This is a genomic window from Emticicia fluvialis (assembly GCF_024793945.1).
In the GTDB taxonomy this organism is placed as follows: domain Bacteria; phylum Bacteroidota; class Bacteroidia; order Cytophagales; family Spirosomataceae; genus Emticicia; species Emticicia fluvialis.
Map to the genome: position 1 here is coordinate 41,702 of NZ_JANUSD010000017.1, position 24,997 is coordinate 66,698.

Annotated in this window: 24 protein-coding genes; 10 read left to right on the forward strand and 14 right to left on the reverse strand. The window is 42.7% G+C overall.

Features of this window, described 5'->3' with window-relative positions:
* Positions 1–26: 26 nt before the first annotated feature.
* Together NZ848_RS18135 and NZ848_RS18140 are read left to right on the forward strand one after the other, a co-directional pair.
* Positions 27–629 carry a DNA-3-methyladenine glycosylase gene (locus NZ848_RS18135; RefSeq protein WP_259016719.1) on the forward strand — a complete coding sequence of 201 codons (603 nt, stop codon included), beginning with the start codon at positions 27–29 and terminating at the stop codon, positions 627–629.
* A 108-nt stretch (positions 630–737) separates the two neighbouring features.
* Positions 738–2,201, forward strand: a complete 1,464-nt coding sequence (locus NZ848_RS18140) for a CCA tRNA nucleotidyltransferase (protein WP_259016720.1) — start codon at positions 738–740, stop codon at positions 2,199–2,201.
* A 5-nt stretch (positions 2,202–2,206) separates the two neighbouring features.
* Here NZ848_RS18140 and NZ848_RS18145 read toward each other — a convergent pair whose 3' ends face one another.
* Both NZ848_RS18145 and pyrF read right to left on the reverse strand, forming a co-directional pair.
* Entirely contained in the window at positions 2,207–3,478 is a 1,272-nt protein-coding gene (locus NZ848_RS18145) for a DUF2851 family protein (protein ID WP_259016722.1), read from the reverse strand.
* 30 nt (positions 3,479–3,508) lie between these two features.
* Positions 3,509–4,345: an orotidine-5'-phosphate decarboxylase gene (pyrF, locus tag NZ848_RS18150; RefSeq protein ID WP_253526634.1), complete on the reverse strand. Its 837-nt coding sequence runs from the start codon at positions 4,343–4,345 to the stop codon at positions 3,509–3,511.
* Positions 4,346–4,508: 163 nt separating this feature from the next.
* On the opposite strand from pyrF, the gene rfbC reads away from it, so the two are divergent.
* A complete protein-coding gene (gene rfbC / locus NZ848_RS18155) occupies positions 4,509–5,039 on the forward strand; it encodes a dTDP-4-dehydrorhamnose 3,5-epimerase (protein WP_259016723.1) in 531 nt (176 codons plus the stop codon).
* A gap of 87 nt (positions 5,040–5,126) precedes the next feature.
* On the opposite strand, the gene NZ848_RS18160 is transcribed toward rfbC, so the two are convergent.
* A complete protein-coding gene (locus NZ848_RS18160) occupies positions 5,127–5,897 on the reverse strand; it encodes a UDP-2,3-diacylglucosamine diphosphatase (RefSeq protein WP_101725939.1) in 771 nt (256 codons plus the stop codon).
* A gap of 151 nt (positions 5,898–6,048) precedes the next feature.
* Here NZ848_RS18160 and NZ848_RS18165 point away from each other — a divergent pair, with 151 nt between their 5' ends.
* Genes NZ848_RS18165 through NZ848_RS18175 form a run of 3 tightly spaced genes read left to right on the forward strand, consistent with a single transcriptional unit; the run spans position 6,049 to position 9,009 of the window.
* A complete protein-coding gene (locus NZ848_RS18165; protein WP_101725680.1) occupies positions 6,049–6,426 on the forward strand; it encodes a response regulator in 378 nt (125 codons plus the stop codon).
* Positions 6,427–6,486: 60 nt separating this feature from the next.
* The gene (locus NZ848_RS18170) at positions 6,487–7,260 is read left to right on the forward strand and encodes an MBL fold metallo-hydrolase (RefSeq protein WP_259016724.1); all 774 of its coding nucleotides are present in this window, start codon (positions 6,487–6,489) and stop codon (positions 7,258–7,260) included.
* 24 nt (positions 7,261–7,284) lie between these two features.
* Positions 7,285–9,009: a VRR-NUC domain-containing protein gene (locus NZ848_RS18175; RefSeq protein ID WP_259016725.1), complete on the forward strand. Its 1,725-nt coding sequence runs from the start codon at positions 7,285–7,287 to the stop codon at positions 9,007–9,009.
* A gap of 328 nt (positions 9,010–9,337) precedes the next feature.
* On the opposite strand, the gene NZ848_RS18180 is transcribed toward NZ848_RS18175, so the two are convergent.
* The 3 genes from NZ848_RS18180 to pheS all read right to left on the reverse strand — a co-directional run bounded on the left by NZ848_RS18180 (position 9,338) and on the right by pheS (position 12,761).
* Positions 9,338–10,498 carry a hypothetical protein gene (locus tag NZ848_RS18180; RefSeq protein WP_259016726.1) on the reverse strand — a complete coding sequence of 387 codons (1,161 nt, stop codon included), beginning with the start codon at positions 10,496–10,498 and terminating at the stop codon, positions 9,338–9,340.
* On the reverse strand, positions 10,495–11,466 hold the full coding sequence (locus NZ848_RS18185; protein ID WP_259016727.1) for a DUF2157 domain-containing protein: 972 nt from the start codon (positions 11,464–11,466) through the stop codon (positions 10,495–10,497). Before NZ848_RS18185 ends, NZ848_RS18180 begins: the two co-directional genes overlap by 4 nt.
* A 260-nt stretch (positions 11,467–11,726) precedes the next feature.
* Positions 11,727–12,761, reverse strand: coding sequence for a phenylalanine--tRNA ligase subunit alpha (pheS, locus tag NZ848_RS18190; protein ID WP_259016728.1), 1,035 nt, complete (start codon positions 12,759–12,761; stop codon positions 11,727–11,729).
* Positions 12,762–13,035: 274 nt separating this feature from the next.
* Here pheS and NZ848_RS18195 point away from each other — a divergent pair, with 274 nt between their 5' ends.
* Together NZ848_RS18195 and NZ848_RS18200 are read left to right on the forward strand one after the other, a co-directional pair.
* Positions 13,036–13,440, forward strand: a complete 405-nt coding sequence (locus tag NZ848_RS18195) for a LytR/AlgR family response regulator transcription factor (protein WP_259016729.1) — start codon at positions 13,036–13,038, stop codon at positions 13,438–13,440.
* Positions 13,441–13,751: 311 nt separating this feature from the next.
* Positions 13,752–13,910 carry a hypothetical protein gene (locus tag NZ848_RS18200; RefSeq protein ID WP_158237902.1) on the forward strand — a complete coding sequence of 53 codons (159 nt, stop codon included), beginning with the start codon at positions 13,752–13,754 and terminating at the stop codon, positions 13,908–13,910.
* A gap of 105 nt (positions 13,911–14,015) precedes the next feature.
* Here NZ848_RS18200 and NZ848_RS18205 read toward each other — a convergent pair whose 3' ends face one another.
* The 4 genes from NZ848_RS18205 to NZ848_RS18220 all read right to left on the reverse strand — a co-directional run bounded on the left by NZ848_RS18205 (position 14,016) and on the right by NZ848_RS18220 (position 19,176).
* Positions 14,016–15,908, reverse strand: coding sequence for an amidophosphoribosyltransferase (locus NZ848_RS18205; RefSeq protein ID WP_259016730.1), 1,893 nt, complete (start codon positions 15,906–15,908; stop codon positions 14,016–14,018).
* Between the two features lie 589 nt (positions 15,909–16,497).
* Positions 16,498–17,238, reverse strand: a complete 741-nt coding sequence (locus NZ848_RS18210; RefSeq protein WP_101725689.1) for a LytR/AlgR family response regulator transcription factor — start codon at positions 17,236–17,238, stop codon at positions 16,498–16,500.
* Positions 17,239–17,304: 66 nt separating this feature from the next.
* Positions 17,305–18,390: a sensor histidine kinase gene (locus tag NZ848_RS18215; RefSeq protein WP_253526669.1), complete on the reverse strand. Its 1,086-nt coding sequence runs from the start codon at positions 18,388–18,390 to the stop codon at positions 17,305–17,307.
* 150 nt (positions 18,391–18,540) lie between these two features.
* Positions 18,541–19,176: a histidine phosphatase family protein gene (locus tag NZ848_RS18220; protein ID WP_259016731.1), complete on the reverse strand. Its 636-nt coding sequence runs from the start codon at positions 19,174–19,176 to the stop codon at positions 18,541–18,543.
* Positions 19,177–19,339: 163 nt separating this feature from the next.
* Here NZ848_RS18220 and NZ848_RS18225 point away from each other — a divergent pair, with 163 nt between their 5' ends.
* On the forward strand, positions 19,340–19,765 hold the full coding sequence (locus NZ848_RS18225; protein ID WP_101725691.1) for a PaaI family thioesterase: 426 nt from the start codon (positions 19,340–19,342) through the stop codon (positions 19,763–19,765).
* 83 nt (positions 19,766–19,848) lie between these two features.
* Here NZ848_RS18225 and ftsH read toward each other — a convergent pair whose 3' ends face one another.
* A complete protein-coding gene (ftsH, locus tag NZ848_RS18230) occupies positions 19,849–21,879 on the reverse strand; it encodes an ATP-dependent zinc metalloprotease FtsH (RefSeq protein WP_253526675.1) in 2,031 nt (676 codons plus the stop codon).
* 94 nt (positions 21,880–21,973) lie between these two features.
* Positions 21,974–22,384, reverse strand: coding sequence for a ribosome silencing factor (gene rsfS / locus NZ848_RS18235; protein WP_253526677.1), 411 nt, complete (start codon positions 22,382–22,384; stop codon positions 21,974–21,976).
* A 151-nt stretch (positions 22,385–22,535) separates the two neighbouring features.
* Between rsfS and NZ848_RS18240 the strand changes: the two genes are divergently transcribed.
* Positions 22,536–23,297 carry a biotin--[acetyl-CoA-carboxylase] ligase gene (locus tag NZ848_RS18240; RefSeq protein ID WP_259016732.1) on the forward strand — a complete coding sequence of 254 codons (762 nt, stop codon included), beginning with the start codon at positions 22,536–22,538 and terminating at the stop codon, positions 23,295–23,297.
* Between the two features lie 251 nt (positions 23,298–23,548).
* Here NZ848_RS18240 and NZ848_RS18245 read toward each other — a convergent pair whose 3' ends face one another.
* Both NZ848_RS18245 and mltG read right to left on the reverse strand, forming a co-directional pair.
* Positions 23,549–23,956, reverse strand: a complete 408-nt coding sequence (locus NZ848_RS18245) for an acyl-CoA thioesterase (RefSeq protein WP_253526689.1) — start codon at positions 23,954–23,956, stop codon at positions 23,549–23,551.
* Positions 23,956–24,993 carry an endolytic transglycosylase MltG gene (gene mltG / locus NZ848_RS18250; protein ID WP_253526691.1) on the reverse strand — a complete coding sequence of 346 codons (1,038 nt, stop codon included), beginning with the start codon at positions 24,991–24,993 and terminating at the stop codon, positions 23,956–23,958. The genes NZ848_RS18245 and mltG overlap by 1 nt, the downstream gene beginning before the upstream one ends.
* Between the last annotated feature and the right edge of the window lie 4 nt (positions 24,994–24,997).

The following is a 24,997-nucleotide window of genomic DNA, read 5'->3' on the forward strand; positions in this document are numbered from 1 at the left end:
AAGGTATTATTTTGCCAAAAGTACTGATGCAGGACATTCTTCCCAAAGAATTTTTCGAAAAATATGACACCCTCTCGCTGGCTCGTCATCTGCTTGGCTGCACATTGGTGCACAACAGCCCTGAAGGCCTCACAGCGGGCGTCATTGTAGAGACAGAGGCCTATCTGCAAAACGACCCCGCCTGCCACGCCTACCGGAAGAAAACCCCCAGAAATGCGGCCATGTTTGAAAAACCGGGTATATCCTACGTCTATTTTATTTATGGTGTTTACCATTGTTTTAATATTGTAAGTGGCCAAAAAGACACCGGCGAAGCGGTGTTAATCAGAGCGCTTGAGCCTGTGGATGGAATAGAACTGATGCAGCAAAGAAGAGGAACCACCCAACTGAAAAACCTTTGCAGCGGCCCGGGCAAGCTGGTAACGGCTATGGGTATTAACCGCGACTTTAATTTTTTACCCGTTTACAGCCAACATTTTTATTGCCTGCCGCCCAAAGATGAAAACCCTGAAATTGTAACCACCACACGCATTGGTATTACCCAGGGAGCCGATTTGCTCTACCGATTCTACCTGAAAGGCAACCAGTTTGTGAGCAAAATAGTAAAGGAGAAGCCCGCTGCCCCATAGTGCATTGCTCAAATTATGTCAGTTTTTCGGTGTCCATTTAAAATTTCTTCGATAAATTGCCGTCCTGATTAATTTTCGGCGTTTATTGCCCGGAAAGACATAATGAATATGAATTTTAAAGAGCATATATCAAACGAACCCATTTTTGAAACCATTGCACAGGCGGCCACCGAGTTAGGGCTGGATGCATACGTGATTGGCGGATACGTGCGCGATTTGATATTGAACCGCCCCAATAAAGATATAGATGTGGTTTGCCTGGGTAGCGGAATAGGTCTGGCAGAAAGAGTGGCCTCTAAATTAGGAGATAATATCCACGTTAATTATTTCAAGCATTTCGGCACGGCACAAATCAGATTAAACGACCTTGAAATTGAGTTTGTTGGCGCCAGAAAAGAATCTTACAGTGCCGACTCACGCAAGCCTGCCGTAGAAGACGGAACGCTGGAAGACGATCAGAACCGCCGCGACTTTACCATCAACGCACTGGGCATATCATTAAACAAGAAGGACTTCGGGCAACTGATAGACCCTTTTGGTGGTGTAGAAGACATCAGAAAGAAAAATATCCGTACGCCCCTTAACCCCGAAGTAACTTTCTCTGACGACCCCCTGCGCATGATGCGTGCCATCCGCTTTGCTTCTCAACTGGGTTTTGACATTGAAGGCAGCACCTTTGATGCCATTGCGGCCATGAAAGACCGCATCAGTATTGTTTCGCAAGAGCGTATCACCGACGAACTCAACAAGATTGTACTGTCTAAAACGCCGTCTTACGGCTTTAAGCTGCTGTTTTATGCAGGCCTTTTGCAGATAATATTCCCCGAATTCTGCGAGTTGCAAGGGGTTGAAACGCAAGACGGCAAAGGGCATAAAGATAATTTTTACCATACGCTGCAGGTGTTGGATAACGTGGCCGTAAAATCGAATGATTTGTGGTTGCGCTGGGCTGCTATTCTGCACGATATTGCCAAACCGGCTACCAAACGCTTTCACCCCAAAGTGGGCTGGACCTTCCACGGGCATGAAGAGCTGGGTTCAAAAATGACCCCGGGTATTTTCCGAAAGCTGAAACTGCCGCTGGATGCCAAAATGAAAATGGTAAAAAAGCTGGTACGGCTACACCTGCGCCCTATTGCGCTGGCCAAAGATGGCGTTACAGACTCTGCCTTAAGGCGACTTTTATTTGAAGCAGGCGACGACATAGAAGCCTTGATGATTTTGTGCCGGGCAGATATTACTTCTAAAGACCCCAACCGTGTACGCCGGTATCTGGGCAATTTCGACAAGGTGGAGGAATCGTTAATTGAACTGGAAGCCAAAGACAAACTTCGTAATTTTCAGCCGGTTATTACCGGTGAAATAATTATGGAAGTGTTTGATCTGAAGCCCTCACGCGAAGTGGGTCTTATAAAAGTGGCTATCAGAGAGGCCATTCTGGAAGGAACCGTCATAAATGAATTTGACACGGCTTATGATTTTATGCTGGTCGAAGGAGAACGGTTAAACCTGCGCCCTGTAAAAAATAAAGAGGAAATGAGAGCAGCTTTGCAAACAGAATACACCCCGTAAGCTTGTTAGCGCTTTAGTATTTCTATACCTACATGGCATTGCAGGCATCTCTTTTGGGTACAGAAATGATTATAAAGTTCAATACCCGCCTGGGCATCAAAAGCAGTTGTAATGCTTTGGCCCAGTTGTTTCCACATATCAATAATGTGATTACTTTCAGCCGGAAACGACTCCAGAAAAGCCACGGCCCTATCCATATATGCCTGATTATCGGTTTTTTGCGCATAACACGCCAGCAGGGGTATAACCGTATTGATGAGCAGTATATCTACCGAGCCCTTGCCTAAGCCATTGTTACGGCGTGCGGCTTTTTTACTGAAATGATAGTGATCTTGCCAGTAGGCCGACTGCTCTACCTGTAAAGCCTTTCTCAATTCATCTACAGACCCGGTTTGAGTAAACAAAGAGAAAAAACTTTGCTGGCTGGTAATGAGCTTTGCAAGTTGAGCAATTCTGATGGTGGGGAAATTGGCAGGTCTGGTTCGAAGCAATTTCCATTCATGCGCCTGCAACTGTTGTTCTTTTAAAGAAAACTTGGCGGCAAAGAAATCAAACTCGCGGGTAAGTTTTTCAGAGTATTCGTCTACCTCTACCAAAAGCCCGGCCTGCCCAAAAAGCATGGCTTCAATCTGTAGCAAGTTATCGCGGTGTTTCCGGAGCACCTTCAGGGGCAGGTTTTGTGCCAGCCTTAGAAAAGCCTCTGAGTTTAGCTTGAAACCAAAGTTTTTAGCCAGTAGCTGGTAGGTAGTTTCTTCCCAGTCGCCGTTGTTCTGGTCAAGCAATTCCTCAATACCTTTGGCTTTTTGCATCAGCCGTCTGGTAAGGGCTTTGTCGAAAGTGGTAATTTTAGCCAGGTCAGAAACCCCTGCAAACTGCCCCGCGCAGGGTATTACACTTTTATTGCTCAGCAGCAACTGGTACCTGTTTAACAATGCGCTATCGGTAATGGCTTTCAGTTCAAGCGTGGGTATTTCGCTGCCGTCGGCTCTTAAAATGGGCTTGTCGCTTTCCCATACCACATGCAGAATTACGTTATTATAGGCCTTATCTGACTGATGCTGGTGAATGTTCCAGTCAGATGCCCGCAGATGCATTTCTACATTGCCGGCCCATTCAATTTCACCAATCAGCACCCTTGCCTGCAGAAAATCCGGCCCGGCATCTGTGTTCAACATGCCGGTTTTTAGCACCTTCAGCGGTTCATCTTTGGTTGTCAGCAGCAAAGAAGTCTTAAATTGTTGAAATTGCCACAGGTAGTGAATAAACGATTCTGTCATGGTTTTTTTTGAAAAACAAGACCCAATATATCAGATTAATTCATTTAGATACTGCTCCATTTCCTGTTGTACTTTTCTGGCCTCAAGTGCCGCAACATCGGCAAAATCAGTTCCGTCTGAGGCATAAATAATGGCCCTGGCCGAATTGACCAATAGCCCGCACTGGCTATTCATACCATAGCGCGACACTTCTTCCAGGCTACCGCCCTGCGCACCTACACCCGGCACCAGCAGAAAGTGTTCTGGCACAATTTTACGTATTTCGGCCAGTTTATCAGCCTGGGTTGCCCCTACTACATACATCATGGCGTCACTATTGCCCCACTCCTGCGACTTCTCCAATACACGTTCAAACAAAGCCTTGCGCGTGCCGCCTGCTTCCACTGTCAGGTGCTGAAAATCATTGCTACCTACATTAGACGTTAATGCCAGCAGAATAACCCACTTACCCGGAAACGCCAGAAATGGCTGCACGGAGTCGCGCCCCATGTAAGGCGCTACGGTTACCGAGTCAAAATCAAAACCAGACGAACTTTTATCAAAAAAAGTGCGGGCATACAACTCAGATGTATTACCAATATCGCCCCGTTTGGCGTCTGCAATGGTAAAACATTCTTTCGGTATATACTCCATCGTTTTTTGCAGACTCTCCCATCCTTTCACGCCCATAGCCTCGTAAAAAGCAATATTGGGTTTATATGCTACGGCGTAGCGGGCAGTTGCGTCTATTATCTGGCGGTTAAATTCAAAAACAGGGTCATTGGTTTTTAACAAATGCGCCGGAATCTTCTTCAAGTCGGTATCAAGCCCCACACATAAATAGGATTTCTTCTGAAGAATCTGGTCGAAAAGCTCTTTTTTTGTCATTTTTAAAAAATTTTCTCAAATTTCCGTAATTCTGCTGATTTAATACAAAACAGAATAGAATTTATTCAGGAAATATTATTTTTGCATAAATTATTCAGTTTACGGCTTTGTAACTACCTGCAACAACCGCGCGAACCTAATTAAAACACGAACATAATTTATAATGGAGTTCAAACATACTTTTATTGAAGGTTTAATAGAAATTTATCCCCGTATTTTTGGCGACGAAAGGGGCTACTTTTTAGAGTCGTATCATAAAAAAAACTTTGCCGATAACGGCATTCCATTTGATTTCGTGCAAGACAATCAGTCATCTTCAACGGCCGGTGTTTTAAGAGGATTGCATTTTCAGAAAGAACCCTACGCGCAAGGCAAGCTGGTAAGAGTAATTACAGGCAAAGCGCTTGATGTGGCAGTTGATTTACGCCCCGGCTCCCCTACCTTTGGCAAGCATCAGAAATTTCTTCTCGATTCTGCCTTGCAAAACATGGTGTATATTCCAGCCGGATTTGCGCATGGTTTTCTGGCGCTTGAACCCTGCCTTTTTACCTATAAATGTACAAATTTCTATAATAAAACCTCTGAAGGAGGGATTATCTGGAACGACCCTGAACTGGGCATTGACTGGGGCATTGAAAACCCGAATATATCTCAGAAAGACCTTGAGTTGCCTCGTTTGAAAGACATTTTCTAAACCGAAGGCTGAAAAACACTAAAAAGCAAATCCCCGAAGAATGCCTGGCTATCTTTCGGGGATTTGCTTTTTATCTTTCGCACTTATTCAGTCCTTTGGCTTAAACTGTGTCAGCGTTACATCATTGCCATCAAATACAGCGTAGCTGTTATACCATATCCAGTCTCCCAGATTTATGTATCTGGCGGTTGGGGTCAGTTGTACGTCTGCCATAGTATGCCTGTGTCCATAAATATAAAAATCATGATGCTCTTTTGCTTCTACTGCTTTTGAGTACCCCACCAGATGTTCTTTGTCGTCGCCCAGGTATTGCTCCGGCTTTCTTTTTTTGCGCCAGCTGAACTTGGTCCAGATATACCCCAGATACATACCCAGATTAGCCGGCATAATGTAATTAAATAAAAAGCGTGGCAGTTTTCCTTCAAAAATAACCTGTAGCACTTTATAGCCGTAGTCGCCTTTGCCCAGGCCGTCGCCATGCCCAATCAGAAACTTCTTATCGTTAAAAACAAAAGTGCGGGGTCTTCTGATGGTCTGTATGTTCAGTTCGGTTTCAAAATAATCGGTCATCCACATATCGCGGTTGCCCAGAAAAACAATAATTTCAATACCGGCATCAGAAAGTTCGGCCAGCTTGCCCAAAAAACGTACATACCCTTTGGGTACCACACGTTTGTACTCAAACCAGAAATCGAACAAATCGCCTACCAGAAAAATAACTCCGGCGTCATGCCTGATACGCTCCAGCCAGGCAAGCAGAAGTTTTTCCCGGGTCAGGCTATCCTGATGAGAGGGCGCTCCAAGATGAAAATCAGAAGCAAAGTATATCTTTTTTCCGGGTTGTAAGATTCTATTCAAGCCTGTATGGTCGGGGTTCAGAATGAAATGCAAAAACTATATTTTTGCAAAAATACATATTTTATCAGGCTTTAATAAAATTTGGTTTTGTTAAAAATCTTCTTTCCTTATCTTTACACCAAAATAGCAGAGACCAAACTAAGAAATTCCTATGCCATCTACAAAACGAGTGCTAATAGCCGAAGACAGTTCAGTTATTTTGAACCTGGCCAAAAAAATTCTTGAGTTTCAGAATTTTGAAATAACCTCAGTAAAAAACGGTGAACAAGTGATGCAATTGCTTGATAAAGAAGACTTTGACATACTTCTTCTTGATATCAACATGCCAATAATGGACGGAATGGAGTGTATCAAGGCTATTCGTGAATTGAGTGACAAGAAAAAGGCGGATATTCCGGCCGTAGCTATTACCGGAAACGCTAAAAACTATACCGAAGAGGATTTCAAAAATGCCGGTTTCAACGACGCGCTCATGAAGCCGTTGAATTTTGACAAACTGGTAACAGTTGTAAAAGGTCTGACTGAATAATTCTAACGAGTTTATAATATTCCGGTAGCAATCTTTACGGGTTGCTACCGTATCACAGGCATGCAGGTAACTTTTCTAGGAACAGGTACTTCAGCGGGTGTTCCCGTACTGACGTGTGGATGCGAGGTCTGTAATTCTTTAGATTTCAGAGACAAGCGTTTGCGGGTATCTGTCTGGATTGAAGTAAACGGCAAAAATTTTGTAATAGACACCGGCCCTGACTTCCGTCAACAAGCCCTGCGCGAGCGTATCCCCCGGCTAGACGCCATCATTTATACCCACGAACATAAAGACCATACAGCCGGGCTTGACGACGTGCGCCCCTATAACTACCTGCATGGCATTCGCCACCTCAATATTTACGGCCACCCCAGGGTGCTAAACCAACTGAAACGTGAGTATGCTTACGCTTTTGACGACATCAAGTATCCGGGCGTTCCGCTTATTAATCTTAACGAAATCAGCCTGCAACCTTTTCAGATTGAGGGCATCTTCTTTACGCCGATAGAGGTGCTGCATCACCGCCTGCCTGTACTTGGTTTCCGTATAGGTGGCTTTACGTATATTACTGATGTAAACTACATTTCTGAACAGGAAATGGAGAAAATCTATGGGTCTGATGTGCTGGTGCTGGGCGCTTTGCAGCGTGAGCCGCACATTTCTCACTTTACACTGGGGCAGGCCATAGAGGTAGCCCGGAAAGTAAATGCCGGCACCACCTACCTTACGCACATAAGCCATAAAATGGGCCTGCATGCTGATGTAGAAGCAGAGCTGCCTCCCAATATCCATCTGGCCTATGACGGCCTCAAACTGAAACTGCCGAACCCTTGATACCTGAATTTTGTTTCTATCATTATGGCAGAACAAAACGAGCTTCCTCCTAAATATTATCTCGATTATTTCAACTACCTGTTAGACTTTGTACAGGAGAAGTACCGCCATATCCTGAACGAAAACGAGTGGCGCTTCCTGAGAAAATACTACTGCCTGAGCGAAGATGCTCAATGCCTTTTTATTCGTTTCAGTAACCGCAAAGGCTTGTTCTTTAAAATTAACAGGCTCTCTTACGAGGAGTTAACGGATATACCCGCCCTGCTGAACGAGCTACTGGACAGAGAATTTATAGAACATATTAATGCTAATAAACACGAAACCTTCGGCAAAGAACTGCTGGGGGTGTTTGGTAAAGACGAACTCTGCATACGGTTTGCTCCGATTATGGCGCTCAGCCAGGAACATCTGCCCAAATCGGAGCGAAAATCTTATAAGAAATTAAAGAAAGATGAACTGGTAGAGGCTATTCTGAGCGATTTCAGCTTTGAAGAAATAGCTGATGCCGTGCGAGACATGGAGCCTGTTGTAAAGGTTTGTTTTGAGTTTGAGGTTACCTTTATGAAGTTTCTGTTTTTTGGTAACCGCTACCTGGACATGACCGAGTTTGTGGTCAGAGACCTTGGACTGGTGCAATATGAAAGCCACGACGACGACAAACTGGTGGCGCGTTTTAACACCCGCAAAGACGCCGAAGACAAATGGCTGATAACTGACCAGAACGATTTGTTTTCGCAACTGAAACAATCGGCACCGCCGCTTGAGGTTTACGACTGGTTTATGAACTTTACCGACACCGTAGGCGACCTGAGCGAAGTAGCTAAACCGGCTTATGAAAGGTTGATTATTAAAGTGGCTACATTTCTTGAAAAAAGCAAACTGTATGACGAAGCGCTGAACACCTACCGCCTTACCGAACAGGTACCATCAAGAGAACGACAGGTGCGGACACTCCAAAAACTGGGCTATGTTGAAGAAGCGCTTTCGCTTTGCCAGTTGATGATTGAGTTTCCGAAAAATGCAGATGAAAAGTTCTTTGCGTTTGATTTTATCAACTACGTAAACAGTAAAAAACGGGTATATAAAAAGAGTACTACCTCATGGCTGCACCGTTCTGAAAGCATTACTATTTCAGAGGGCTTCAGGCATCAGGTAGAAATGGGCGTGGTAGATTATTACCAGAGCAACGGTAAGCTGGCTGTGTTTTCAGAAAACTACGTTTGGCGGGCTATTTTTGGCCTTATCTTCTGGGATATCGTTTTCGACCCCAGTCTGGTTGCCTTCCATCATCCGTTTCAACGCCGCCCGTCTGATTTATACCTGCCCGATTTCTACGAAAAACGTAAAGACATCATCATCAATCATCTTGATAGCTTTGATAACATCCAGTTACTGCTGGTATATATGGGCGAGCATTATGAATCAAAATTCGGTATTGCCAACCCCTTTGTGCCATGGGTAGAAGAAATGTGGCTTGTGGTGCGCAAGGCGGTTGAGGTAATAGACTTTGAGGCACTGAAGAAAATCCTGCACGAGATGTCGAAAAACCTGGTAGAAAACCTGCGTGGTTTCCCTGACCTCTTTATGTGGGACGACAACGATTATTGCTTTGTAGAAGTAAAATCACCAACGGATAACCTTTCAAACCAGCAGCTTTTCTGGCTCCATTTCTTTAAAGAAGTAGGTGTTAACTCAAAAGTGTTGCGGGTATTTTGGGAGAAAGAAATAAAAGATTTAGTGAATGAGTGAGTTTGTGGTTATAATTGTGAATGATGAATGAGCGAATGGCGTATGGTCTTGAACTTTGCCAGAATGGCATATAATTTGAACTGAATTGTGTTACTTTGAGTACTTTGTGTACATGGTGGCAAACATTGAGGCTAACTTTTACAGCCACGATGCACAGAATGCGACACAATGGTTCACGATTATCAAAGAATAAAATCATAAAATTCACTAATCACTAACTCACTCATTCACTAAATCTCTCAATCACTAAATCACTCATTCACTAACTCACTAATTCACTCAATCACTCATTCACTAACTCATTCACTAACTCACTCATTCACCCATCTCAATACCTACTCCCACTACCGCCACCACCAAACTCCCCATCGCCGAATTTCATTTTATTGCCTTGTTGTGCCTGATGCGGCAGTACCTGACTCAACAGAAAAACCTCAAAATCGCGGTCTTTAGCAGAAAGGGTCTGCTTGCTGGTTAAACCCCATTTGGGAGTTTTGAAAAACCATATACCCCAAACTGCAAACGAAGCCAGAAATGCCCCGCCGATGGTCATGGCCCATTCGATGGGTATTTCTGAAAAGTAAAACCTGAACGTAAAAACATCAAACCACGCAGCAGCAATGCCTACCAGCACCATTTTTCTGTTTTGCTTCTTAAGACCCCACACCAGATATACCGCAGGAACAGCAACCGTAAGCACATAAAACAAAAGAGCGAATTTTATCTGAACCGAGGTAGCCAGGTTATTCAGGAAAGCATTTCCTTCACGCACAAACCAGTAATTTCCGGCCACATAAAAGGTTATCAACGCGCCAGCCTCTATGCAAATCTGTGCATCGGCATAGTAAGCAGAGGCATTTTTATTTTGCCACCATCTGGTTATAAAATAACCAACGGCAGACACCCCCATGATAATAAATGGCAGCAAATCTTTACCGGCCGGGTATCTGATAACCAATGAAAACCAGAAGGCGATCCAGGCTACATAAATGCCTACTGCCACGAAAGGGTCGCCGTACCGAATCAGGAAAGGAATAAATACCAGCAACGAAACCAGAAAATAAGCAGAGATATGCCACTTAAAATCGGTAAAGCTAAAAATAGCTGTTAGAAGCGAGCCTATGGCTACATACAAAAGGGCGTTGTCGGTACCAGAACGATAGAGCTTTCTTTTCCTGATGAGGTATTCAAGAAATACAATTAGTAATACACAATAGATTAAACTTATTATTGCCAGCCCTGTGCTTGTGTTAAGTATGTCTTGAAAGATGGTAATAGACAAAAAACCAAATGCAGCCGATAAGGCCAGATTAGTAAATATGAACAAACCGAACTCAATAAACATATTGGGCTGGTAGAAATTTACCGGAAATAAATCAATTGCCTTGTCGTACTGTTGCTTGCTCAACACTTTTTCATCATACCAGTCTTTAATGGTATTCCGGTTTTCTATGTTATCAACCCAGGTTTCGTTATACGCTTTTTTCATTTTTTAATACCAATTATTTGTTTGATGTTGATGAGAAACAACACTATACCAACCGCCGAGGCCATATAATACAAAGTATATATGGTAAAACTGAGCCCCTGTGCCCAGTCTCTGTAAAAAATAAAATAGGTAAAAGCAACGTACCCATACAGCACGCCCATCAACAAAAACACAAAAGACTGCATTTTGCGGCCATACCATATACTACCGGTACTTAAAAGGGCTATCAGCAGCATATACAAAAATTTGGTTTCAAACTGAATAAGACCTGCCAGCCCCGCAACAAATGCAATGTTTGAGCCAAAAATAAGATAAGTAAAAGCAAAATGAGCCTTTAGCTTTTTGTATCCGGCTATAAAACCAGCGGCCATCAGCGCCACCCCAAGAAGTATAGATATATTAGTTAAATCAACCGTTGAAAAGTTCTTTTGTTGCCACAATTTAATGGGCGCAATATTAACCCCCACCCAGGAAGAAAAAGCCGTGATGGCCATAGAAAGCACGCCCCGATGGTCGAACCGGTAAGCCAGAAAGAAAAACAATACAGCGGGCAGAAAAGTAACCAACCCGTAACGGGTGCCAAAAATATTATACTGGTATTGCAGGTAACCTTCCAGCGTTAGAAACAGCACGCAGGCTGCCAGCAGGGCGAAATCGTCCAGTTTATCGCCGGTTGTTACTTCATTCCAGCTAAAGGGCTTGCGATACCTGAATGCATACCACAGGCAGCCCAGAAAAGCCGCCACAATAAGGCTGATAAGAACCGTATGGCCAATAGAATCAATGTTGAAATAAATAACGGTGCCCAGGCCGGTGCCTAACAGTACAATGCCTGCGTAAAGGAAAGTCCGTAATTCCCAATGAATAGAGAAAGGCTTATTTTTTTCATAAACCTGTATTTTGCCAGACTGGTCTTCCGGAATAATTCCGGTTTCAGTCAGCAATTTTAAAAGTGCCGGATACTTCATAATACTTTTTAAATCTTTTCTAGTTGAGCAATGTCTGAAGGTTGTTGGTGGTTATACTTATTCTTTTATAACACTAAAAAACCGCGCCAGCTGAAAGGCAAGATTAAATAATTTTACCCACAATTCATTTTTTTTCTCTGAAAAAATCAAACCCGATGCAACAACAAACCTTTGTTTGCTTATGACTACAGCTTTCGGGTGATGCAGACACAAAAAAACTCCACCCTTCCGGGCAGAGTTTCTCTTATCTACAATCTGCATCAGGCACCTTCAAATTGTCTCAGAAAGCGCACGTCGTTCTCAAAGAACAAGCGTAAATCATTAATTCCGTAGCGAAGCATGGTAATACGTTCTACGCCCATGCCAAAGGCAAAACCTGTGTATTCTTCAGGGTCAATTCCGCTGTTTTGCAATACGTTGGGGTCTACCATACCAGAGCCGGCAATTTCTACCCAGCCACTGTGCTTACAAATGTTACAGCCTTTACCCCCACATATAAAACAAGATACGTCAATTTCGGCGCTTGGCTCAGTAAACGGAAAGTAACTGGGGCGCAGACGAATTTTGGTATCTTTACCAAACATCTCTTTGGCAAAGTGATAAAGCGTATCTTTCAGGTCTTTAAAACTTACGTTTTTATCTACATACAGACCCTCTATCTGATGAAACTGGCAGTGCGCCCGGGCCGATATAGCCTCGTTACGATACACACGGCCAATCATTATAGACCTGATGGGTGGCTTCTTTCTTTCTATTAAACGCACCTGCACGTTTGAAGTATGCGTGCGCAGCAGCACGTCATCTTTCTGGGCAGCTTTTTTCTCAACAAAGAAAGTATCCTGCATTTCGCGGGCAGGGTGGTTTTCGGCAAAATTCAGGGCTGTAAAGTTATACCAGTCTGTTTCTACCTCGGGTCCATCTTCATGGCTGAAACCCATGCGGGCAAATACCTCCAACACACGCTGACGGGTTAATGTAAGCGGGTGAACAGAACCTGCAAAGTTAGGTGCAACAGGTAAAGTAAGATCCAGCTTACTACCGGCTGAATCGTCGGTTGCATTTTCAAGCTCCTCAGAGAAATCCTTAAACCGTTGTTCGGTAAAGGTTTTCAGCTTGTTCAGCTCTTGTCCTACTGCCCGCTTCTGGTCGTTTGCTACAGTCTTGAACTGCTCAAACAAGTCGTTCAGAATACCTTTGCGACTAATGTACCTGAGGCGAAAATTCTCGAGGTCATCCTTGCTACCAACCGTAGCAACGGTTACTTCATCTATTACTTCCTTGATTCTGTCTAACACGTGTCTGCCGTTTAATAAAATTTTTTGCAAATATATGCATATTGTAATTATAAAGCATATTTTTACAGAGAAGTCAGTCATAAAAACTGATAAAACAGCCATGAAAGCATCTACGTAGTTTTACGTAATTTCTTAGGGGAAATTACCTGATTTAACGGTCTGCTTTCATTATAAAACTCTCATAATCAATACTTTACAAAAGTTAAGCCTTTTGGTTGGGTTGCATAATTTTCGTTTACAAATTATGTTTGAAGTGAAATAACCCAGCTTAATTATGAACAGTATTGATTTTGAACTTCAAAAAGTAAAAGCTACTTTCAGTCATTCTGATTATGCAGAAGACCATCTGCAGATAAAAGTTTTTTATCTGGACCGTTGGATAAAGATACCAATGGAAAAAATTGTAAGACTGGAGGGCGACTGCAACTATACTTACATTTATACTCAAAACCGTGAGTATCTGGCAGCTAGAACGCTCAAAGATTTTGAAAAGATGTTCGGAGAGGAGCTTTTCCTCAGAATCCACAAGTCGCACCTGGTTAATATGATGTTTGTAAAAGGTGTTGAAGTTGCCAAAAATGCAGGAGAAATTAAGATAGAAGGCGGCAGGCATATTGGCGTATCTAGAAGAAGACTTAAAGAAGTTATTAATAAGCTGGCCTATTTTCATAGTGTCTGACAGCCCCCACGGCTTGTTCAGAACCAGCTGCAAGAATAAGATAAACGGTATTATTTATAATACTTTTTAGTGGTTAGGTGATGAATAAAGCAACGGCTCTTTGGGCGGTTGCTTTTTAATTGGGGGCTGTTAAAGCAAAACCCGGCAAAACATCACTGTTAATGCCAGCTAAGGACCCGGCTTACCTACTCAGTGCCTTAACCACTAAATAAATATCTGCGAAAATCAGTGGGTATATTTCGCGAATATTCGCTCTCCGGGTTACCTTTGTTATGTAATTTGTCAACAATAAAAAACTATAAAAAACGGTGATGGATACCACAACAACTATTTCTCAGAATGGAGTGATTCCTATTCAGGAAGTAATCGATTTGCGTGACGTGCTGCGTTTGATTGGCCTGAAAGAGGTGGCCAATAATGTGTTTAGTTTGCCCGACAAAAAGAAGAAAAAGGGCAATTTATCTGCCTGAGAAAGCAGATTTGTGTTTGGTTCGTTAAATTTCTATAAACACTAAGGGAGCCGGCCGATTGGTCTGCTCCCTTTTATTATAAGATACCCTTTATGCTAAAATCAATTAATATGCTCTTACCAGTTTGCCTTCCATGAAGTTTACAAAAGCCTGATTTACCACACGGTTACCCCCGCGAGTAGGATAATTACCGGTAAAATACCAGTCGCCCAAATGGTTGGGGCAAGCTTTATGCAGGTTTTCGACGGTCTGGTAAACCATAGAAACCTCGGCATTCATGCCTTCGGGGGTTACAATTTCAGCAATTTTGTCAGATATCTCCTCGTCAGTAAATTTGTTGTATAATTGTTTCACAAAGTTGGTATCATAAGCATTGTTGGTTTGTAAAGCACCCACACTTTGTGCGTAAACTTCTTGCTTCATATAATCGATACCATTTTTCTTCAACAAATCGAGCATGGCTCTAAACGCCACAAACTCTTTCATTTTAGACATATCAATACCATAACAATCAGGGTAGCGAATCTGCGGTGCTGATGACACAATAATTATCTTCTTAGGGCCCAGCCGATCAAGCATTTTCAGGATACTCTTCTCAAGCGTGGTTCCACGCACAATAGAGTCATCTATCACCACTACCGTATCAATGCCTTTCCTGATAACCTCGTAGGTCATTTCATACACATGAGATACCATCTCGTCGCGCTCATCGTCGTTGGTAATAAAGGTGCGCAGTTTCACATCCTTAGATACCAGCTTCTCTATCCTCGGCCTGAAAGACAATACCTTTTTGATTTCCTCGGCCGACAAATTACCATCGGTAATGCGCTTCAAACGCCAGTCGGCAAGGTATTCTTCCAACCCCTCAACCATTCCGAAAAATGCCATTTCGGCAGTATTAGGAATATACGAAAACACTGTATTTTCAAGGTCATAATCAATCTTCTCCAATATCTGCGGTATTAGCAGTTGCCCCAGCCTTTTGCGTTCATTGTAGATTTGCGGGTCTGAGCCACGCGAGAAATAAATGCGCTCAAAGCTGCAAGATTTCTTCTCTAATGGTTTCATAATCTGAAACTCATTATACTCGCCATGTTTATCTATAATCAGGGCATTGCCTGGTTGAATCTCAGCAATTTCATCATAATTGGCATTGAAAGCCGCCTTAATAGCCGGTTTTTCTGAAGCCACAACCACCACTTCGTCGTTTGCCCAGTAATACGCCGGGCGAATACCCGCGGGGTCTCGTACTACAAACGATGCGCCAAAACCCGTAATACCAGCCATAGCATAGCCACCGTCAAAATCACGGCAGGCACGGTAAAGAACCCTTGGGAGGTCCATATTGTCTTCTATGATATCCGATAATGCCGGATTCTCGTAAATTCCTTTAAAGCGGTCAAACACTCTCTGGTTTTCTTCGTCAAGAAAATGACCGATTTTTTCCATCACGGTTACTGTATCTCCTTTATCTTTTGGATGCTGGCCCAGTTTCACCAGTTTCCTGAACAGCTCTTCGGCGTTGGTCATATTAAAGTTACCAGCCATGAGCATGTTACGGCTACGCCAGTTACTCTGGCGTAGCATCGGGTGGCAATTTTCAATTTCGTTTTTGCCGTGTGTTCCGTAACGCAAATGACCCAACCATACTTCGCCTGAATACGCCAAATTCTCTTGCAACCACTTGGCATCTTTAAACTTATCCGGGTTGTTTCGTAGCACCTCGCGATATTTTTCATTGATTTTATTGAAAATATCAGTAACCGGGCGGTTTTCTACCGAACGATAGCGACTGATGTATCTGCTACCCGGTGGTACTTCCAGCTTCACATTACCCACACCGGCTCCGTCCTGACCACGATTTGATTGTTTTTCCATCAAAACATACAGACGCTTTATACCATAAAGGGGTGTGCCGTATTTATCAATATAATATTGGAGGGGTTTACGAAGACGAACCAGGGCAATGCCACATTCGTGTTTAATTTCGTCGCTCATTATGAAGTTTTGAAGATTGTGTCATACAAATTTCTTAAGAATATGCATTACCTACAAAGAATTTCTTACAAATTTCAGAAAATAGTTATGCTTATGCGGGGTTATCAAATTCTTAAAAAACCTATGCCGTTCTTAATAAACAATTAACGTAAAAAACTGTAAATATTTGTATTTCTATTTCAAATTGACAACACAATTTTAAGTTAATTAATTCAGCTTTCAAAGGCAGGTTTCAGCAATAAAAAATATCCGTGCATTAAAAAATTTCAGGGTACAGTATCTGAAACCTATAAAAAATATGTGTATATACATTGAATTAATAGAATATTTGGTTTTTAATACAAAATCAGATTTTAAAAAAGTTTAATAATTTAGTTAAATTTTGTAGAGCCGCAATGCTTGCGGCTTTGTGGGCCTGCGAGAACTACAAAATGCTAATTGATTGTTAGAGTTATAAATCTCATTCGTTCATAACCGATTCTACGATTAGCCGCAAGCATTGCGGCTCTACTATAGAAAAATCCCGTCAGGAAGATACAAAAAAATATCTCATCCTGACGGGATTTCTTTAGTTCATATTACTTTCCCCTTACAAACTCATCAAATCCTTAAACTTAATGGCTTGCCGGCGTGAAATCTCAATTTTCTCGGGGTTGGCTGTTTTTTCGGCGTGTTTAAGTGTTACTAATAAACCACCCGAAAACCAGGGTTCAATTTTATCAATCCAGGCAAGATTTATAATGTGCTTGCGGTTTGCTCTGAAATATATTTTGGGGTCCAGCCGCTCTTCAAGGCTATTCAACGACTTAAGAATCATCGGCTTCTGGTCATCAAAATGAAGGCGTACATAATTGCCCATCGACTCAAACAATCGCACGCGGCCCAACTTCACAAACCAGCATTTTTCACCGTCTTTTACAAATACCTGGTCGCTCTCGCCCAGCAATTTCATACCTTCTTTGCGTTCTACCTCATGCATTTGCTCTTCTTCAACGCGCTGAATGGCCTCCGCCAGCCGTTGAATATCTATGGGCTTCAACAGGTAATCAAGGGCATTAAATTCAAAGGCCTTCAGGGCATATTCATCATAGGCCGTGGTAAAAATTACCTCCGGCACTTTGCCTTCAATGGCTTCAAGCAACTCAAAACCGTTTTTACCGGGCATCTGAATATCCAGAAACAACAAATCCGGTTGTAGTTCGTCAATCAGGTTAAGGGCTTCCTCTGCATTGGCGGCCTCTCCTATTATATTTATTTTAGGAAAATTCTCTAACAGTCTGCGCAATTCATTACGTGCCAAACGTTCATCGTCTATTATCAGTGCTTTCATCGTAAGTTATGACCGGGTCGCCGGCACTACGAGTTATTAATTGGTGAATATCTATTGTGGTTTCAACTAGGCTGTGGCTGTGCTTTTTGCTTCATGGCCTATCACTTTTACATCTGAGCCACTCAGCGGAATCATGATTTCGGCACATACGGTCAGGTTATCTTCCTGAAAAATCCTGAACGAGGCCTCGCTTCCATAGAGCAGCTCCAGGCGTTGAGACGTATTCTTCAAACCGAAACCACCTGCTTCAGAATTAGATTCGGTGCTTTGCAACTGCCCGGTATTACGTATCTTGATATACAGTTTGTTGTCTGACAAACTGGTATTTATTTCAACAAAACCCCAGTTGATAGCCTTTTGCACGCCATGCTTAATGGCGTTTTCTACCAGGGTCTGCAGCATCATGGGCGGCACCTGCACGTTCTGAGTTTCAGGGTCAATATCCCATTTCATTTGCAGGCGCTCTTCGTAACGCACTTTCTCTAGCGCCAGATAATCTTCAATGGTACGCAGCTCTTCTTTTAACGACACCGTTTTGCGCCTGTCGGCCAGCAGCGAGCTGCGCAGGATATTAGATAATTGCGTGATACCCTGCTGCGCACGTGTGGGGTCTTCCAACACTAATGCCCTGATGCTATTAAGCGCATTGAACATAAAGTGGGGGTTCATTTGTGCGCGCAATACCTTTGCTTCGGTTTCTTTGATTGACGACTTCAGCTTTATTTCTTCTACTTCGCGCTGGCGTCTTTCTTCCGAGTGCCTGTAAAACATATATATAAGCGCCCAAACAAGAAAAGGCTTGGCCAGATTAATAGGGTACTCAATGGTAAGAATCGGATTTGCCTTCAGCAATTCGCCTACGTACTTCGAATCGAGAGGGAGGTTTACAGCCACCATTATGGTTGTCATTAACAAAACCCCCAGCCCTACTCTGGCAGCCAGTTGCGGTAAATGCAGCGCACCCCAGTTAAACTTTCGGGCTACTACCCTGAAAAGGTGTGTAAGCAGTATAGACAAAATAATATTGGCCAGCGCATTAAAGATCATGTCGTGGTCATAGTCATACTGTATGCTGTATTGAAAAACCTCATTCAGGTTATACAACGACCACCCGGTAATCTGGAAAACCCAATATAATTTATTTTTATTCATTAAAAATAAGTCTATACACTAACACAAAACCATTTTACTATGCCACTTTGAATCAGAACAGCACCTAAATATCATAAAAATAAAGCACAAAACCACAGAAAATGTTTTTTATACATCAATGGATTTATGCTTTTACAAACGGAGATATGGTTATTCAGCCAAAACCATTAGGTGAGATACGTCATTGCTTAACTCCAGCGCAAATGCGTTGTCGGTATAAGAATACACCAGCTTATACAGGCAAAGGTTGGTATGCTCAAAATCATCCATTTTAGACAGTGGCAAATTAAGCAAATGGGTAAGCAATATTCTAATGGCCCTACCGTGCATGGCAACCAGTACCACCTCTTCTTCCGGGCGTGATAAAATATGCTGAAAAGCAATTTTCTGCCGTGCGGCTACTTCATCCGGCGATTCTCCGCCATTAGCAGCGGGAATATGCGTTTCGCCCAGTTTCCAGCGGCGCAGCACATCCAGATAAAATTCGTCTTCCTGATAATTGGGGGCTTTGCCCTCTTTTTCTCCCCAGCAAATCTCATTTAAGCCTTCCAGTTGCTCATAGGTAATGCCGTTGTTGATGAAATGCTGCACACTTTGCACCGTGCGACGCAGGTTTGAGGTATAAATTTTGTGAAAATTTACATGCTGGTAAGCATCAAAAAAAGCTCTGGCCTGTGCAAATCCTAATTCGTTGAGATCAGAATCTACGCCACTTCCCTGAACGATTCCCATGCGGTTATATTCAGTCTCCCCGTGGCGAATCAGATAAATTGTTTTTACTGACAAAATGGTAGGTTTTAGATTAATCAAATAAAGTATTGAATTTTATTAAACTAAACTTAGATTTAGGCTTCAATACATAATATATACTCAAAATTACGAAAATTCTGGCCTTTTTGCTGTACGTTTTTTGTATTTTTTAAAGAAAACAACATTAACTTCATATACCATGTTTAAAAAACATCTTGATTTTGAAGCGCTCAGAAACCTGAACAGTAACTCAATGGGCGACCACCTGGGAATAGAATTTGTAGAACTGGGAGAAGACTATGTAATTGCCCGTATGCCGGTAGACCACCGCACCACGCAGCCGTTCGGGATTCTGCACGGTGGGGCGTCGGTAGCGCTGGCCGAAACCCTGGGCAGTATTGCCTCGGTACTTACCTTAGACGACCCAACCACCCAACGTGCCGTTGGCCTTGAAATAAACGCCAACCATGTTCGCCCTGTAAGTGCGGGTAACTGGGTTTATGCCAAAGCTACCCCTTTGCATATTGGCCGCACCACCCACCTTTGGGATATTAAAATAACAACAGAAGAGCAAAAGCTGGTTTGCGTGGTAAGATTTACTGTGGCAATTATTAACGCCAGATAATTGTACTGCAGAGAACCAAAGCAAAAGGCTGCCCTGAAATTTCAGAGCAGCCTTTTGCTGGTAATAATATAGCAAGAGAGGTTTTAAACTTTTTCCTCTACTTTTACATCAGTTTTATCATTGTTCTGATCCTTTTCTTTGGTGCTGGTATCGCTATCCATAAACTCCTGATAATTGGTCAGTTTTTCGAAAGGACGTTTACCTATCAAATCTACAAGGTCAGACTGATAAATGATTTCTTTCTTCAATAGTTCCTGTGCAATCACCTCCAGTTGGTCGCGTTTTTCAATTAACAGATTTCTGGTTCTTTCATAGGCTTCAGAAATCAGTTTCTTTACTTCTTCATCAATAATTCTGGCTGTTTCTTCAGAATAAGGCTTGGTAAATGAATATTCGCCCTGGGCTTTAGAATCATAGAACGAAACGTTTCCGATGCGGGCATTCATACCATAAACGGTGGTCATACCGTAAGCACTTTTGGTTACGCGTTCCAGGTCACTCAAAGCGCCGGTTGAAATCTTGCCAAATACAACATCTTCTGCCGCACGGCCACCGAGTGTCATACACATTTCATCAAAAAGTTGCTCGGTACGATACAGGTATTGCTCTTTAGGCAGGTATTGTGCATAACCCAAAGCGGCAATTCCACGTGGTACGATACTTACTTTTACCAGAGGATTGGCGTGCTCCAGAAACCACCCAGCCACTGCGTGGCCTGCTTCATGGTAAGCAACAATTTCTTTTTCCTCAGGCGAAATCAATTTATTTTTCTTTTCCAGACCACCGATTTCACGGTCAATGGCATCGTGGAAATCCTGCATATCAATAAACTTCTTGCCGCGTCTGGCAGCCAGAAGTGCTGCTTCATTACAAACGTTGGCAATCTCGGCTCCGGCAAAACCCGGTGTTTGTGCTGCCAGTTTTTTAATGTCGATGGTATCAGAGAGCTTCAAAGGTCTCATGTGTACCTTGAAGATAGCCTCACGACCGATAAGGTCTGGCGTATCTACGCTAATCTGGCGGTCGAAACGACCCGGACGCATCAAGGCAGAATCTAATACATCAGGGCGGTTGGTAGCTGCCAGAATAATGATACCGGCATCAGAGCCGAAACCGTCCATTTCAACCAGTAGCGAGTTCAATGTATTTTCACGTTCGTCGTTAGCGCCCGGCATAGCGCCACGGCCACGAGAACGACCCACGGCGTCTATCTCATCAATAAAAATAATACATGGCGCTTTTTCTTTGGCTTGTTTGAAGAGGTCACGCACACGGGCGGCACCCACACCAACAAACATCTCAACGAAGTCTGAACCAGACAATGAGAAGAAAGGAACGCTGGCTTCGCCGGCTACGGCTTTAGCCAAAAGGGTTTTACCCGTACCCGGAGGACCCACAAGTAAGGCACCTTTCGGAATTTTACCCCCTAGTTCGGTATATTTTTTAGGCGTTTTCAAGAAATCTACAATCTCCTGTAATTCTTCTTTGGCTTCTACAAGACCGGCCACATCAGCAAATGTGATTTTAACTTTGCTGTCGGCATCAAATAATGCAGCCCGCGACTTACCAATGTTGAAAATAGCGCCACCGGGGCCTCCACCACCAGCCATACGGCTCATGAGGAAGTACATCAAGCCCAGCACTACAATAAATGGCAGCAATTGCCAAACCATTGTCATGATGTCTTGTCTTTCTACGCTTTCCGGATATAGTGTTTTTTTGTAATTTTCATCAACCTGTGCAGTTTTCAAAAACTCGGTGTAATCTCTCATAAAAGATTCTACCGAAACTACATCCATTTTCAAATGGGGGCCATTCAGGGTAAATCTATTATTACCCAGTTCTTTCCGGTAATCTGGTTTCTGAAGGGCTTCAGGAGTAAGCGTAATTTCAACAGTTTTGTTTCCGTCAACTACTGCTATACTTCTTACATCCTTCTGTAAAATCATTTGTTCAAGTTCGGTATATTTTACTGGCGCAAGAGTTGCCTGACGTGAATAAAGCAAAAAGCCAACAATACCTATAATAATAACCGCTACAATCCAACCCTGCAACCCGCCTCCGCCACTAGTTTGAGGTTTTCTTCTTGGGGAGTCATTACTGTTTTCTGACATGTTTTTATTTTTTCAAAGTTTAATGCAATTATTAATAATACCGAAAACCTTTACATAAAATTGCCTAAACTGCAAAGGTTTTCACTGTTGAAGGTCAATCTATTAATATTTGTTTAGGGAGTTCAGGTTCCATGCTTTCGGCAATCTCGGTCAGTTCAGCATCACCCCAGAGCGCCTCCAGGTCATAGAATTTCCGTCGGTCTTTTCTGAAAACATGGGCAACTACGTCAACGTAGTCAAGCAATATCCATTCTTTGTTTTGCTTTCCCTCCTGATGCCAAGGGCGAATTCCTGAAGCTTTGATAATCTCTTCTTCTATTGAAGTGGCAATTGCATCAATTTGCGTGTCGGTATTTCCCGAACATATAACAAAAAAATCAGTAATTGCATTTTTTACGTTTCTCAAATCCATCACCACTATGTTGGCCGCTTTTTTCTCTAACATGCCATGCACTACCAAGCGGCTTAACTCTTCACCTGAAAGTTCTTTATTTTTTTTCGCCATCTTTTAATTTTGCATGAAATATGCCGTCCTTTGATTACTGAAGAACATTGCCCGGCATAATTCAGAATAATTATTATTATTAATTCTAAATATAGACATTAATTGTATATATCAACAAATATTTATACACAAAACGCTAAATTACTAAAATTTGAACAATTTTCAGCCCAAAACTCTTTTTATTGGCAAAAATACCATTTACCTGCCAAGTTGTCATTCTACTAACGACGTAGCGGCCGAAAAAATTCAAAATGAGAAAATTTTTGATGGCACTCTTGTCATAACATCTGACCAGACAGCCGGCCGTGGCCAGAGAGGTAATACATGGGAAACCATGCCGGGGCAGAACATCACGATGTCGGTCATTTTAAAGCCTGATTTTCTGAGCGCCGCCGACCAGTTTAACCTTAACATAGCGGTCTCGCTCGGAGTTCATTTATTTCTGAGCAAATATATACAAGCGGGCTTAACTGTTAAATGGCCCAATGATATTTATGTAGGCAACCGCAAAATAGCTGGCATTCTGATTGAAAACAGTTTGGCAGGTAGCAGGCTGAGCCACGCTATTGTAGGTATAGGCGTAAACATTAACCAGTTGAGCTTTAGCAACAGTAAGGTAATATCGCTAAGGCTGGCTACCCAACAAGACGAATTTGACCTTGAAGCGCTGGTGGGCGAACTATGCATTTGCCTTGAAAAATATTATTTGCAGCTAAGAAATGGCCATATTGCCGAACAGAAAAAAGAGTACCTGCAGCACTTGTTCCGCTTTGATGAAACCCATTATTATACCAGTGGGCAGGAGCGCTTTGCAGGTAAAATTGTGGATGTGGCCCCTAATGGCGCGCTGATGATTGAAGTGAACGGCGCAGTACGGACTTTTGATTTTAAAGAAGTAGCTTTTGAGATATAGCTGGAGTAAATCTTTAGATTTTGCTGACTTTATGATTTATATGGTGTCAATGAAGATAAAATCTTTACTGAATAACAGAATTGAACGGCCTTGAATACATGGTGTACATTGCGGCACTAAATTAAATATGCCACAATGTACACAACCTGAACACTATGTTTCACAATTTGATAACTGTTGCAACAACTGAACTTTAGCCTGATATTGATTCATTATATCATCAAATTAGCTATTTCATTGTTCAGACACAATCAGGAAAAATACGGCTTCAGCCTGTTAAGAATCTCCGGTGGGCAAACAGATACCTTGTTGGTAGCCATTTTAACAAATACCAGTGTGGTTTCACCTACGTTTAGTAATACGTTTTCTTCATTGTAAATTTCATAATGAAATACAATGCGCACCTTTGGGATTTCTTTGATAATAACGCGTATAGTAACGAGGTCGTCATACCTGGCGGGTTGCAGATATTTACAATGACACTCATAGACCGGCATCATAATGCCCATTTCTTCAAGGCTGCGGTAGCGTAAACCCAGCGATCGCAAGGCTTCTACCCTTCCGATTTCGTACAGGCGAGGATAGTGTCCGTAATACATATACCCCATCTGGTCTACATCTGCATAGCGGATACGGTACTCATAATCAAATTGATACATCAGCGAATCATGGCTTTGTTGAGTGCCTCCTGATAAATATGTGCGTTTTTCAGGTGGTCGGTGTAATTCTCGGCAAAATTATGATAGCCTGAGAAGTCTTCACGGGCACAGAAATAAATATACTTGTGGCGCTCGTAGTTAAGCACGGCATCCAGCGCAACTGGCTCCGGAAGGGCAATCGGCCCCGGAGGCAAACCCGAAATACGATAAGTATTGTAGGGCGAATTAGTGCGCAGGTGTTTTTCCATTACTCGCTTGATACTGAAATCCCGCAGGGCAAATCTCACGGTCGGGTCGGCCTGCAATGGCATATTAATAGCCAGACGGTTTATATACGACCCGGCCACACGTGGCATTTCGTCTTTTTTGTTGGTTTCAGATTGAACAATAGAAGCAAGAATGCCTACCTGAACGGGTGTCATGTTTATTGATTTTGCCTTGGCCAGTTTGGCGTCGGTCCAGTACTTTTTGTATTCGCTGTGCATTCTGTCCAGAAACTTATCGGTGGTGGTGGTCCAGCGCACAAAATAAGTATTTGGCAAAAACATACACATAATAGTGGTGGTGTCAAAACCATATTTCGCACAAACCTCTTTGTTACTCAGTTTAGCCTGCAACTCTTCGGTACTGAACTCAAAGCGGCTACCGATTTTTTTAATGAGGTCAGACTTGAGGCGGATATTGTTAAAAGTAAGGCGTACATCATCCTGCTGGCCTCTTTTCAGTTTCGATATCAATGTTTTGTTACCCGTGTTCGGTTTTATTTCATATCTGCCCGGTTTTATATTCTCGGGGTATTTCATCCATTTAGATAGAAACTGAAACGAAATTTCGTCGTGTATCATGCCATGCTTATGCAAAGAGTCTACCACGTTCTTATAGGTAGCACCTGTAGGTATGTAAAGCACAAAGGTTTTTTCGCCCTTTACGTTCAGGTTAGCGCTGCTGGCCACCTGCCAGAAATAAAACGAAAGCGTAGCAACCACCGTTGTTACGATTACCAGCGTGTAAGCAATAAATTTTCTGTTTTTAAGCATTGTT

What these genes read in the sequence shown, in the direction of transcription:
- pyrF (WP_253526634.1), bottom strand. Translation starts at nt 4,345, where the DNA reads ATGACAAAAAAAGAGCTTTTCGACCAGATTCTTCAGAAGAAATCCTAT.
- NZ848_RS18205 (WP_259016730.1), bottom strand. Translation starts at nt 15,908, where the DNA reads ATGAGCGACGAAATTAAACACGAATGTGGCATTGCCCTGGTTCGTCTT.
- NZ848_RS18200 (WP_158237902.1), top strand. Translation starts at nt 13,752, where the DNA reads ATGGATACCACAACAACTATTTCTCAGAATGGAGTGATTCCTATTCAG.
- NZ848_RS18245 (WP_253526689.1), bottom strand. Translation starts at nt 23,956, where the DNA reads ATGTATCAATTTGATTATGAGTACCGTATCCGCTATGCAGATGTAGAC.
- rsfS (WP_253526677.1), bottom strand. Translation starts at nt 22,384, where the DNA reads ATGGCGAAAAAAAATAAAGAACTTTCAGGTGAAGAGTTAAGCCGCTTG.
- NZ848_RS18140 (WP_259016720.1), top strand. Translation starts at nt 738, where the DNA reads ATGAATTTTAAAGAGCATATATCAAACGAACCCATTTTTGAAACCATT.
- mltG (WP_253526691.1), bottom strand. Translation starts at nt 24,993, where the DNA reads ATGCTTAAAAACAGAAAATTTATTGCTTACACGCTGGTAATCGTAACA.
- NZ848_RS18185 (WP_259016727.1), bottom strand. Translation starts at nt 11,466, where the DNA reads ATGAAGTATCCGGCACTTTTAAAATTGCTGACTGAAACCGGAATTATT.
- NZ848_RS18145 (WP_259016722.1), bottom strand. Translation starts at nt 3,478, where the DNA reads ATGACAGAATCGTTTATTCACTACCTGTGGCAATTTCAACAATTTAAG.
- ftsH (WP_253526675.1), bottom strand. Translation starts at nt 21,879, where the DNA reads ATGTCAGAAAACAGTAATGACTCCCCAAGAAGAAAACCTCAAACTAGT.
- NZ848_RS18135 (WP_259016719.1), top strand. Translation starts at nt 27, where the DNA reads ATGCAGGACATTCTTCCCAAAGAATTTTTCGAAAAATATGACACCCTC.
- NZ848_RS18175 (WP_259016725.1), top strand. Translation starts at nt 7,285, where the DNA reads ATGGCAGAACAAAACGAGCTTCCTCCTAAATATTATCTCGATTATTTC.
- NZ848_RS18215 (WP_253526669.1), bottom strand. Translation starts at nt 18,390, where the DNA reads ATGAATAAAAATAAATTATATTGGGTTTTCCAGATTACCGGGTGGTCG.
- NZ848_RS18165 (WP_101725680.1), top strand. Translation starts at nt 6,049, where the DNA reads ATGCCATCTACAAAACGAGTGCTAATAGCCGAAGACAGTTCAGTTATT.
- NZ848_RS18170 (WP_259016724.1), top strand. Translation starts at nt 6,487, where the DNA reads ATGCAGGTAACTTTTCTAGGAACAGGTACTTCAGCGGGTGTTCCCGTA.
- NZ848_RS18195 (WP_259016729.1), top strand. Translation starts at nt 13,036, where the DNA reads ATGAACAGTATTGATTTTGAACTTCAAAAAGTAAAAGCTACTTTCAGT.
- rfbC (WP_259016723.1), top strand. Translation starts at nt 4,509, where the DNA reads ATGGAGTTCAAACATACTTTTATTGAAGGTTTAATAGAAATTTATCCC.
- NZ848_RS18180 (WP_259016726.1), bottom strand. Translation starts at nt 10,498, where the DNA reads ATGAAAAAAGCGTATAACGAAACCTGGGTTGATAACATAGAAAACCGG.
- NZ848_RS18225 (WP_101725691.1), top strand. Translation starts at nt 19,340, where the DNA reads ATGTTTAAAAAACATCTTGATTTTGAAGCGCTCAGAAACCTGAACAGT.
- NZ848_RS18210 (WP_101725689.1), bottom strand. Translation starts at nt 17,238, where the DNA reads ATGAAAGCACTGATAATAGACGATGAACGTTTGGCACGTAATGAATTG.